This window comes from Pseudomonas sp. BN515 (genome assembly GCF_029873155.1).
Lineage (GTDB): Bacteria > Pseudomonadota > Gammaproteobacteria > Pseudomonadales > Pseudomonadaceae > Metapseudomonas.
Genome location: NZ_SSOH01000040.1, coordinates 32752 through 43742, shown reverse-complemented (window position 1 = coordinate 43742; position 10991 = coordinate 32752). Strand labels below are relative to the sequence as shown.

The following is a 10991-nucleotide window of genomic DNA, read 5'->3' as shown; positions in this document are numbered from 1 at the left end:
CCGCCGCCATAACGCGCCTCCTGGCGCTCGCGGAAGAATTCCTCGTAACTCATCACCGGCTTGTCCGGATGCTTGCGCTGCATGTGCTCGACGTAATTGTCGTAGTCGGGCATGCCCACGAGCATGCGTGCGGCCTGCCCGAGGTACTTACCCATGCGGCTGAGGTCATTGAACATGGTGCCCTCCTCAGGCTTCCGGGATCGGCTGGAACGGCGATTCCTTGTCGGTGCGCTCCGGTTTCATCCAGGCATTGCGGCCCACCTTGATGGCGTAGAACAGCACACTCAGCACCACGAAGAGGAACAGCGCGGTCAGGGTCGCATTGGTGTAGGCGTTGAAGATCACGTTCTGCATCTGGCCGATGTCCTTGGCCGGCGCCAGCACCTGCCCCGCAGCCAGGGCGTCGCTGTATTTCTTGGCCAGGGCCAGGAAGCCGACGGCGGGGTTCGGATCGATGAGTTTGATCACTCCGGCGGTGGTGGTGCAGATCAGCAGCCAGGTGGCCGGGATCAGGGTCACCCACACATAGCGTTGGCGCTTCATCTTGATCAGCACCACGCAACCCAGCATCAGGGCGATACCGGCCAGCATCTGGTTGGAGATGCCGAACAGCGGCCACAGCGTGTTGATGCCACCCAGCGGGTCGATCACGCCCTGGTACAGCAGCCAGCCCCACAGGGCCACGCAACCGGCGGTGGCGATGACGTTGGCGGTCCAGGACTCGGTCTTCTTCAGGGCCGGGACGAAGTTGCCCAAGAGGTCCTGCAGCATGAAGCGACCGGCGCGGGTACCGGCATCCACGGCAGTGAGGATGAACAGCGCCTCGAAAAGGATCGCGAAGTGGTACCAGAAGGCCATGGTGTTCTCACCCGGCAGCACCTGGTGGAGGATCTGCGCGATACCCACGGCCAGGGTCGGCGCACCGCCGGCACGGGCCAGGATGGTGTGTTCGCCAATGTCCCTGGCGGTCGCCTCCAGTTGCTCGGGGGTGATGGCGAAGCCCCAGTTGCTCACCGCTGCCGCCACACTGGCGACATCCGCGCCGACCACGGCCGGCGGGCTGTTCATGGCGAAGTACACGCCCGGCTCGATCACCGAGGCGGCGACCATGGCCATGATGGCGACGAAGGATTCCATCAGCATGCCGCCGTAGCCGATGTAGCGGGCATGGGTTTCGTTGGCCAGCAGTTTCGGCGTGGTGCCGGAGCTGATCAGCGCGTGGAAGCCGGAGACCGCGCCACAGGCGATGGTGATGAACAGGAACGGGAACAGGGTGCCCTTCCACACCGGGCCAGTGCCGTCGACGAACTGGGTCAGCGCCGGCATTTTCAGCTCGGGGGCGATGATCAGGATGCCAATGGCGAGGCCAACGATGGTGCCGATCTTGAGGAATGTGGACAGGTAGTCACGGGGAGCGAGGATCAGCCACACCGGCAGCACGGCAGCGACGAAGCCATAGCCGATCAGCATCCAGGTGATCTGCACGCCGGTGAAGGTGAAGGCCGGGCCCCAGACGGGGTCGGCCGCCACGATGCCGCCGAGCCAGATGGAGGCCAGCAGCAGGATCACGCCGATAAGGGAAATCTCACCGATGCGGCCCGGGCGGATGTAGCGCATGTACACGCCCATGAACACCGCAATCGGGATGGTCGCCATCACGGTGAACATGCCCCACGGGCTTTCGGCCAGGGCTTTCACCACGATCAGCGCCAGCACCGCGAGGATGATGATCATGATCAGGAAGCAGCCGAACAGGGCGATGGTGCCCGGAATCCGGCCCATCTCTTCACGGACCATGTCGCCCAGCGAGCGGCCGTTACGACGGGTGGAGAGGAACAGCACCATGAAGTCCTGCACCGCACCGGCCAGTACCACGCCGGCGATCAGCCAGAGCGTGCCGGGCAGGTAGCCCATCTGTGCAGCGAGTACCGGGCCCACCAGCGGGCCGGCGCCGGCGATGGCGGCGAAGTGGTGACCGAAGAGGATGTGCTTGTTGGTCGGAACGTAGTCCAGACCGTCGTTGTTCAACACCGCAGGCGTTGCACGGGAGGGGTCCAGCTGCATCACCTTGTTGGCGATGAACAGGCTGTAGTAACGGTAGGCAATCAGGTAGATCGCGGTTGCAGCAGTAACGATCCAGAGGGCGTTGATCGCTTCGCCCCGACGCAGTGCCACGGTGCCCAGCGCAAATGCGCCCAGCAGGGCAACGGCGAACCAGGCAATTCGGGAAGCCAGTTGGGTCATGGAATGGTCTCCTGCCGCGTGGGGTCACCTGCGGCGGCTTTTGTTGTTGTTTATGCCCGGATAGGGGCAGCCGACACTATCGGCGCGTGGCGGCTACGGAGAAATTCGCACAACTACGAAGCACGGCTACGTAGTAATACGTAGCCAGCATGCCTCGTTCCAGGGCAAGCACATGCCTTAGGGGGAAGCTTCGCCGCCCATAGCGAATGAATTCGCCCCCACAAAAAGAAAGCTGCCCAACCGCCAAAGGTCGGCCTTGGGATTCACCTGTAGGGGCGATTTCAATCGCCAAGCGGGCCGCAGGTCCGCCCTTCGATCGATGATGGGTATCGCTCCGCTCCACCGCATCCTACGGAACCGTTCGATGCAGCGATGCAGGTGTGGGAGCGATTTCAATCGCGAAAGGATTTGCCCCCGCAGCATGAATTTCAGCGGCTGAGCAGCAGCCTGCCGCCCATGCCCAGCAGAAACACCCCCATCAGGGTCTCGAACACCGCCTTGAAGCGCATGAAGCCACCGCGCACGGCGGGGCTGGAGAAGAGCACCGCCATCCCGCAATACCAGAGGCAGGAGACGCTGGCGCCGATACTGACGATGGCCGCGTAGAACCAGGCGGGCGCATGGGCCGGGACCATCACGGCGAAGATGCTGCCGTAGAAGGCCAGCGCCTTGGGGTTGGTCATGCTCACCAGGTAGCCCTTGCGGGCCGCGGCGAAGACGCCCGATTCAAGCGTGTCGGGCGCGGTGGCCAGCGGCTTGCGTGCGCCGAGAATCATCCGCACGCCGATCCAGATGAGATACAGGGCACCGACCAGTTTGATGCCGAGGTAGAGCCATTCCACCTGCGTGACGATCAGGCCAAGCCCTGCCACGGCCAGCAGCGCCCAGGTGGCGGAAGCGGCGGCCAGGCCCAATCCGGTTGCCACACCAGCACGTCGGGAGCGCAGGGTCGCGGTGGAGGTGACGATGGCGAAGTTGGGGCCGGGGCTGACGACGCTCAGCATCAGGACACCGGAAATGGCCAGCAATGCACCGAGGTAATCCACGGCACCCTCCAGTCGTATGGGTCAGGGGAGATGCCGGCGAGTATATCCGGGAGCCGGGCCAGCCGGGATAGGCCGGTGACCAGGATTCAGACTGCGGTGACGGATTGGCGAAATCGGCGCCCCTCCCTCCGGAGAGAGAGGGAGCCATCAGTGGAAAGAGAAAGACCAGGACTTCAAGGCATGGCCGGAGGTTCGGCTGGCGGCGGGTTGTCCACTGGCGGTGGGTTATCAATCGGAGGTTCTTCGTCCGGCTGGACGATCCTGGCCCGCGGGATACCCGCTGCGAACCAGCTCTGATTGGCCGCATTGCGAATCAGCAGCACGGGGCTGTCGCATGGGGTTGGTGGTGCGGGGGTGAACACGTCACGGATCACGAAGTCACCTTCGTCGGTCAGCGGCACGCCGGCCAGGTTGGTGCTGTGCTCCGTGAACGGTGCCACTGCGCCACAGAACAGCGTGGCGAACACCGACTGCCCAGTAGCCCTGCCGATGCTGTTGCCCCCACCCAGGACCAGGCCACGGCCGAGTGCCACAAGGTCACCGGTCGCGCTCACCTGCGCATTTAAATTGCGGATCACCCAGATCTGCCCGGCTGGCTGCACACCGCGCACCAGGTTTCGGTTGACCACAGTGGCGATAGCCTCCAAACCCTGTCCGCTGGAAACCGGAATCACGCCAATGCCGCCCCTGAAGCGCAGCACTGCGTTGACGGCGGCCGGGTCAGCGGCCAACGGATCATCGGCAGCCAAGCCACTGGCCGCCGGGTCAGTGGCAGCCAGAACACTGGCCGCCAGCGCTCCGGCGAGCAGCAGGACAGGAATGGTGAGGGCTGTGGGTCTTTTCATGTCGATACCTCCTCGCAGGCGCCCACTGGGGTGTCCGGCGGGCCGCCGCAATACAAAAAGAGAGGGGGTACTCCATGAACCCTTGTGGCAAGGGCAAGCTGGCCTCGTAACCCGAGGGCCTCCGAAAAGGAAAAAGTCGCTGCAGGGTCGCTGGCCGTGATGGGTGGACCGGGCGAACCGCCTCTCTCTTCCGGTTGGTGCATGGGCCTTGCGCCGCGTCAGAAAAACGCTGGGCCCCACCTTCCGTCAGAGTCGGCACGAACACGATCAACAAGATGGCGAGGGTGCATAACTCTGGTAGTACTGCGTTGCCATTATATGCCCGTGCTGCCAGCCCCCCGGTCCGCCTGTCCCGTGATGGCGTCCTGGCACTACCCTTCGTCGGGAAAAGCGCCCTGCCCGTCCCGCCAATGACTGCCGACCGCAAGGGCCGGCAGCTGCACTTCATTAGAAGCTGAAATCCACCTTGGTCCAGAGCGTACGCCCCGGCTCGTTGATGGCCACCGGATCGGCCGGGAAGCCGAACCCGGCGTCCCCCGCACGGTTCAGGTGTTCCGCGTAGGCCTTGTCGAAGAGGTTGTCGACGCCCGTGCTGACCTTGAGCTCTGGGCTCAGACGGTAAGCGGCGTTGAGGGAGAACACGCCGAAACCGGCGCTCTTGCCGAAGTCCTGCCCCACCACGTTGCCCTTGCCTTCGGCCACACGGTTCTGCGCCGCCACCACGCGCCACAGGCCGCCGGCGCTCCAGTTGTCCTGCTCATAGGTGAGGCCGAGGCGCGCTTCCAGCGGTGGCATCTGCGGCAGGGCCTCGTCGTCCGAGCTGTTCTTGCCCCAGGCGTAGGCCAGGGTGGCGTCGCTCTTCCAGTGGCGATCCAGGCGCCAAGCCGCTCCCAGCTCACCGCCCATGATGCGGGCGTCGATGTTCTCGGCGCGGGAGGTGGGGCCCATCATCCCCGGCGTGTAGGTGAACAGGATGTAGTCGCGCACCTGGCCCACGTAGCCGGACGCCCAGGCTTCCAGGTCGCCGCTCTGGTACTGCACGCCGAAGTCGAGTTGGGTGGTCTTCTCCGGCTTCACCCCGTCGAAGGCATTGGCCGAACCGGCCGGGCCGCGTCCCGGCGAGAACAGCTCCCAGTAATCGGGGAAGCGCTGCACGTGTCCCAGCCCGGCGTAGAGGGTGGTGGGCGAATCGGCCAGGTCGTGCTCGTAGCGCGCGAAACCGCTGGGCAAGGTATCGGCACGGGTTTCGCCGAAGGTAGGGTTGGCCCGGCCCATCATGCCGCTGGTGGCACGAAAGTCTTCGGCGGAGGCGCGGTCCAGGCGGCCGCCCGCCACCAGGCGATTGCGCGGCGCGACGTTCCAGGTGGCCTCGGAGAACAGGCCGTAGTTGTGGAACAGCGCGTCCTTGCTCCAGGGGAACTGATCGGCGTCGGTGAAGCGGCCACTCATCATGTCGAAACGCGAACTGCGCTTGCGGTGTTCGCTGCGCATCAGGTCCAGACCGGCTACCCATTCCACGTCGGTCCACCTGAAGGTCGCGGCGAAACGCCCGCCCACCGTGCGGCGGTCGACGTTCGAAGCCATCGGCATGGGCATCGAGCTGGCGGGATCGGGGCTGCGCAGGCGGAAGTTGTCCATCACGTGGTCGGCGTAGTTGTAGTAGAGCTGCGCTTCCAACTTGTCCAACACACCGCCGAGGTTGCTGCGCTCGAATCGCAGGCCGAGGCTTTCCCGCAGGAACTGGCTGCCGTCCATGCCGCGTCCAGCGTAGCGTGCTTCGCCGTCGCCCTTGCCTGCCGTGAGTTCCACCAGGGTGTCGGCGTCCGGCGTCCAGCCCAGTGCTACGTCACCGTTCCACTTGCTCCAGCGCGACGGCACGGTATCGCCGCTGCCATCTTCGTAGTCGTCCGCCTGGGCCTGGTTGCCCACCACGCGCAGGTAACCAAGTTCACTGCCCAGGGCGCCGTCCAGCACCTTGTCGAAGCGTCCGTTGGAACCGGCCAGTACGCTGCCACGCAGGCGGCTTCCGAGTTCGCCGAAGCGCTCCGGTTCACGGTCGAAGCGCACGGTGCCGGCAGAAGCGCCGGGGCCCCAGAGCACTGTCTGCGGCCCCTTGATCACGGTGAGCCGGTCGAAGGTTTCCGGGGAGATATAGGAGCTCGGTGCGTCCATACGGCCCGGGCAGGCGCCGATCATCAGGCCGCCGTTGGTGAGCAGGTTGAGCCGCGAGCCGAACATGCCGCGCAGCACCGGGTCGCCATTGGTGCCGCCGTTGCGGATGACGGAGAAGCCGGGAATGGTCTTCAGGTAGTCGGCCGCGTCGCTGGCGGGAACGGGCTGGCGGGGGTCCCTCGGGTCCGTCACGACGGTCAGGGGCGAACTCTGCTGCACGGCGGTGACGACCGTGGGCTCGATCTCCTCCGGCAGTCGCTCCTCCGCCACGCCGACTCCGCACAGGGAGAATCCGAGGAACAGGGCGAAACCCTGCTGCCAGCGCAGGCGGGCAGTGGTCGGGATGAAAGGACGGGTGCAGTGGCGCGCTGCAGCGCGGCCTGATTGGTTGGGCTGTTTCATGAGTCTTCCAGAATCGATGGTCAGGCTGCCCCTCCGGGGCAGTGCGTCGGCGAATCAGGAAGAACGGGGTGGCGCGCGCGGCCGGGCGCCGGGGAACAACGGCGCCTGCGCGGGCGGGCCAATGAACCGGGGCCGTCTCGGAGCACCTTCGACGGGCACCGCCAGGGCGGCAGCCGGCAGCGTGTTGCCCAGGGCCGGGCTCGCCGCCAGCAGGTTGCAATAGCCGCAGGCATCCAGAGGTGATGCCGACCCATGGTGGCTGGGCATCGGAGACGGCTGTTCGCCGTGGTCGCAGGCCAGCTCCGTGAGCCAGCCGGGCAGCTCCGCTTGCGCCACGCGAACCTGGGATGCCAGGGCACCGAAGTAGATCGCCAGCATCGCGAACAGCCCCAGCCACAGGCCCACGCGCATCCGCACGGGCAAGGCCGTGGAATGGGCGTGACGATGGCGGATGCGTGGAGCAGCCATGGGCATCGGCGAATCCGGTTACGTGGACGACGGGGCAGCGGCGGCATCCCGAAAAAGGGATGCCGGCAGCAGGGTTCAGACGGAAGAATCCGGGGCTGGAGCGATGTCAGGCGAGCGGGGAAGCCCGAGGATTGGCCGAAGGCCAGGCATGGCGCGGCGGATGTTGGTCACCCCCGGAGCGGGGAAGCAAAGGCGCCCTGCCCACACCGAGCAGCCAGGACAGCAGCACCACGGCAACGGCGCCGAGAATGACGCCAGCGCAGAGCGGACATTTGAAGAGGCTGGACAAACTACTGGCGGCGCTGCCGCCGAAGTCACCGTCCAGGGCCGGACCGCTGGCGGAATCTCCAGAGCAGAACTGCCCGCCGATGCCGCTCAGTTCCAGCCCCATCGCCTGGCCGTGGTGCAGGCCGCACGCGAACAGATTGAACAGGACGCAGGCGTACAGCATCCAGGCAATCAGCGAGCGGTCTTGGCGGGCGAATTTCATGGGCGGGGACTCTAGCACCGGCGTTCCAGGGCCGGAAGCGGCAATGCCGTGTGGTGGATTGCCGCATGGAGATCGACACGATCCGCTGCTCCGACCGGCGCCAGACTGGGAACATTGCCGAAAGGCCGGGTGGCGTCCGGATATCAAAAGGTGTCGATGGGAATCTTCAGGTAGCGGATACCGTTGGCTTCGGCGGGCGGCAGCTGGCCGGCACGCATGTTCACCTGCACCGCCGGCAGGATCAGGGCGGGCATGTTCAGGGTGGCGTCCCGCGCGGTGCGCATGGCGACGAAGGTCTCTTCATCGATCCCCTCGCGGGCGTGGACATTGTTCGCGCGCTGCTCGGCCACCGTGGTCTCGAAGCAGAACTCATCGCGCCCCGGCGCCTTGTAGTCGTGGCAGAGAAACAGGCGGGTTTCGCCCGGCATGCCGAACAGGCGCCGGATGGAACGGTACAGGGCACGAGCGTCACCACCGGGGAAATCGCAGCGAGCGGTGCCGTAGTCGGGCATGAACAGGGTGTCGCCGATAAAGGCGGCATCCCCGACCAGGTAGGTCATGCACGCCGGCGTGTGGCCCGGCGTATGGATGGCGAACAACTCCAGGTTACCGATGGCAAGGCGATCGCCGTCCTGCAGCAGAATGTCGAACTGGCGGCCGTCGATGGGGAACTCCTCTCCGGCATTGAACAGCGCACCGAAGCGCTGCTGCACCTGGGTGATATGTCCGCCGATGGCCAGCGCTCCGCCCAGTTCGTGCTTGAGCCAGGCGGCGGCGGACAGGTGATCGGCGTGCACGTGGGTTTCCAGCAGCCAGTCAACCGTCAGCCCCTGCTCGCGCACGTAGGCGGCAATCCGCTCGGCCCCCACATGGGAGATGCGCCCGCTGGCGGCGCAGTAGTCCAGCACCGGGTCGACGATAGCGCAGCGGCCACTGGCCGGGTCGCTGACCACATAGCTGTAGGAACAGGTGGCCTCATCGAAGAAGGCCCGCACCCGTGGACTCATGGAGGTCGTTCCCTGTAATTGGATTCGACCTGAAGTATGGACCGCGATTGACGGTGGGGCAGCGGCGCTGCCCTTGGCGATTGAAATCGCCCCTACTGGGTTTGCATGCGCCCTGGGATTGAGGCGTGCCATTGGGAATCGCTCCCGGTCAGGCCATCGCCTCGACACCGACCATGAACTGATCCGCCGGCACCGGCTTGCCGAACAGGAAGCCCTGAAGCGAGTCGCAACCCAGCCCCGTCAGGAAGGCCTGCTGGGATTCGGTCTCCACCCCTTCGGCGACAATCCGCAGGTCCAGTGCCTGGCCGAGGGCGACGATGGCGGAAATGATGGCCGCGTCATCGCTGTCGCGCTCCAGGTCACGAACGAAGCCACGGTCGATCTTCAGTTCGTTGGCGGGCAGGCGCTTGAGGTACAGCAGGCTGGAGTAGCCGGTGCCGAAGTCATCGATGGACAGGTCGACACCCATCTCGGCCAGCTTGCGGAGGATCGCCAGGCTGGCGTCGGCGTCCTGCATGGCAGTGGTTTCGGTGATTTCCAGGGTCAGGCAGTTGGCCGGCAGCGCGTGGCGCTCCAGGGCGTTGCGCACGCTGTCGATCAGTCCGGCATGGCAGAACTGAAGGGCCGAGAGGTTCACCGCCACACGCCAGTCGTGGCGGCCTTCGGCGTACCACCGGCTCATCTGCCGGCAGGCTTCGTTCAGCACCCAGTTGCCAATGGGGATGATCAGGCCGGTCTTCTCTGCCAGCGCAATGAACTGGTCAGGCATCAGCAGGCCACGGCGCGGGTGCTGCCAGCGCAGCAACGCCTCGGCGCCGATCACCCGCTGGGCGTCAGCGGCGGCGAACTTGGGCTGGTAATGCAGCTCCAGCTCCCGGGCGTCCAGCGCCTGGCGCAGGTCGTGGAGCAACTGCAGCTGATTGCGCGCGTTGGTGTTCATCGATTGTTCGAAGAAGCTGTAGCCGTTCTTGCCTGCACCCTTGGCGTGGTACATGGCAGCGTCGGCATTCATCAGCAGCTCTTCACGGGTAGCGCCATCGCCGGGGTACAGGGCAATGCCGACACTGGTAGAAACCCGCAGCTCCTGACCGCCCACCATGAAGGCATTGCCCACCAGGGCGACCAACTGGCTGGCAAGGGTCACGGCATCGTCGGGCTCGCCAAGGTTGGCCAGCAGGACGAACTCGTCGCCACCGATGCGCGCCAAGGTGTCTTCGGTGCGCAGATGGCTGCTCAGCCGCTGGGCCACCGCCCGCAGCAGAAGGTCGCCCACGTGGTGGCCGAAGGCGTCGTTCACCGGCTTGAAGCCGTCCAGGTCCATGAACAGCAGGCCGAAGCAGCCGCCGTTGCGGTCCACCCTGTGGATCGCCTGGTCGATGCGGTCTTCCAGCAAGGTGCGGTTGGGCAGCTTGGTGAGGTTGTCGTGCAGGGCCAGGTGAGTCAGCTCCTGGTTGGCCCGCTCCAGCGAGGTGGTGAGCTGGGCGGTACGCGCTTCCAGGCGGGCATCCAGCACAGAAGTGAGCAGCGCGATGGCGAGGATCGCCAGGGTGACTGCGATTACCAGACTGGCCAGCCAGCGGCTATCGAGCCCGGCGATGGCGGCGCCGCAGACGCTGCCCAAGGGGAAATTGGCCGCTGCCATGCCGGTGTAATGCATGCCGACGATGGCCACACCCATCACCAGGGCCGCGCCGATCCGCGCCAGGCGCACATAGGGGGTGTCCCGGCGCAGGCGGAAGGCAATCCACAGCGCCGCGCCGGAGGCGGCCACCGCAATGGCCAGGGAGAGTGAGAACAGGCCGGGGTCATAGTCGATGCCAGGCAGCATGCGCATGGCGTGCATGCCCATGTAGTGCATGGAGCTGATGCCGGCGCCCATGGTCAGTGCGCCGCAGAGGAGCTGCAACCAGGGCTGCTCAGGCTGGCTCACCAGCCACAGGGCGAAGCCGGATACCAGCACCGCGATCAGCAGCGACAGCAAGGTCAGCGGCAGGTCGTAGCCCAACGGAATGGGCAGGCTGAAGGCGAGCATGCCGATGAAGTGCATGGACCAGATGCCGATGCCCATCGCAACGGCACCGCCGCCGATCCAAAGCACCGCGCCACGTCCCTGGCTGCTGGTCACCCGCCCGGCCAGGTCCAGCGCCGTATAGGACGCGAGGATGGCCACCAGCAGGGAAATGAGAACAAGGGAATAGTCGTAGCTGCCCGTGAGCATGAAAAACCTATCAAGCGGAAAGCCAACCCGGAACGGGCGGCTGAAAACGGGTCGCATTCTAAACAAAGTCAACCGGGGCCGTGACACCGTATGGCAGAT

General features: G+C 65.6%; 9 protein-coding genes. All 9 read right to left on the bottom strand.

Going from position 1 to position 10991, the window contains the following annotated elements:
• Nucleotides 1-176: YbdD/YjiX family protein (locus tag E8E91_RS10515; RefSeq protein ID WP_280375704.1), on the bottom strand; the 176-nt coding region annotated here is incomplete at its 3' end.
• A 10-nt stretch (nucleotides 177-186) separates the two neighbouring features.
• The gene (locus tag E8E91_RS10510; RefSeq protein ID WP_280375702.1) at nucleotides 187-2244 is read right to left on the bottom strand and encodes a carbon starvation CstA family protein; all 2058 of its coding nucleotides are present in this window, start codon (nucleotides 2242-2244) and stop codon (nucleotides 187-189) included.
• A gap of 428 nt (nucleotides 2245-2672) precedes the next feature.
• Nucleotides 2673-3290: a LysE family transporter gene (locus E8E91_RS10505; RefSeq protein WP_280375701.1), complete on the bottom strand. Its 618-nt coding sequence runs from the start codon at nucleotides 3288-3290 to the stop codon at nucleotides 2673-2675.
• A 173-nt stretch (nucleotides 3291-3463) separates the two neighbouring features.
• On the bottom strand, nucleotides 3464-4135 hold the full coding sequence (locus E8E91_RS10500; protein ID WP_280375700.1) for a hypothetical protein: 672 nt from the start codon (nucleotides 4133-4135) through the stop codon (nucleotides 3464-3466).
• 447 nt (nucleotides 4136-4582) lie between these two features.
• A complete protein-coding gene (locus tag E8E91_RS10495) occupies nucleotides 4583-6709 on the bottom strand; it encodes a TonB-dependent copper receptor (protein ID WP_280375699.1) in 2127 nt (708 codons plus the stop codon).
• A gap of 54 nt (nucleotides 6710-6763) precedes the next feature.
• Complete coding sequence (locus E8E91_RS10490) at nucleotides 6764-7183, bottom strand: DUF2946 domain-containing protein (RefSeq protein WP_280375698.1); 420 nt, start codon at nucleotides 7181-7183, stop codon at nucleotides 6764-6766.
• Nucleotides 7184-7283: 100 nt separating this feature from the next.
• Nucleotides 7284-7667, bottom strand: coding sequence for a DUF2946 family protein (locus tag E8E91_RS10485; protein ID WP_280375697.1), 384 nt, complete (start codon nucleotides 7665-7667; stop codon nucleotides 7284-7286).
• Nucleotides 7668-7810: 143 nt separating this feature from the next.
• On the bottom strand, nucleotides 7811-8674 hold the full coding sequence (locus E8E91_RS10480) for an MBL fold metallo-hydrolase (protein WP_280375696.1): 864 nt from the start codon (nucleotides 8672-8674) through the stop codon (nucleotides 7811-7813).
• Between the two features lie 148 nt (nucleotides 8675-8822).
• The gene (locus E8E91_RS10475; RefSeq protein WP_280375695.1) at nucleotides 8823-10892 is read right to left on the bottom strand and encodes an EAL domain-containing protein; all 2070 of its coding nucleotides are present in this window, start codon (nucleotides 10890-10892) and stop codon (nucleotides 8823-8825) included.
• Nucleotides 10893-10991: the final 99 nt, after the last annotated feature.

Excerpts from the sequence above, each read along its gene's own strand:
- E8E91_RS10495 (WP_280375699.1), bottom strand. The coding sequence starts at position 6,709 with ATGAAACAGCCCAACCAATCAGGCCGCGCTGCAGCGCGCCACTGCACC.
- E8E91_RS10500 (WP_280375700.1), bottom strand. The coding sequence starts at position 4,135 with ATGAAAAGACCCACAGCCCTCACCATTCCTGTCCTGCTGCTCGCCGGA.
- E8E91_RS10480 (WP_280375696.1), bottom strand. The coding sequence starts at position 8,674 with ATGAGTCCACGGGTGCGGGCCTTCTTCGATGAGGCCACCTGTTCCTAC.
- E8E91_RS10490 (WP_280375698.1), bottom strand. The coding sequence starts at position 7,183 with ATGCCCATGGCTGCTCCACGCATCCGCCATCGTCACGCCCATTCCACG.
- E8E91_RS10510 (WP_280375702.1), bottom strand. The coding sequence starts at position 2,244 with ATGACCCAACTGGCTTCCCGAATTGCCTGGTTCGCCGTTGCCCTGCTG.
- E8E91_RS10475 (WP_280375695.1), bottom strand. The coding sequence starts at position 10,892 with ATGCTCACGGGCAGCTACGACTATTCCCTTGTTCTCATTTCCCTGCTG.
- E8E91_RS10485 (WP_280375697.1), bottom strand. The coding sequence starts at position 7,667 with ATGAAATTCGCCCGCCAAGACCGCTCGCTGATTGCCTGGATGCTGTAC.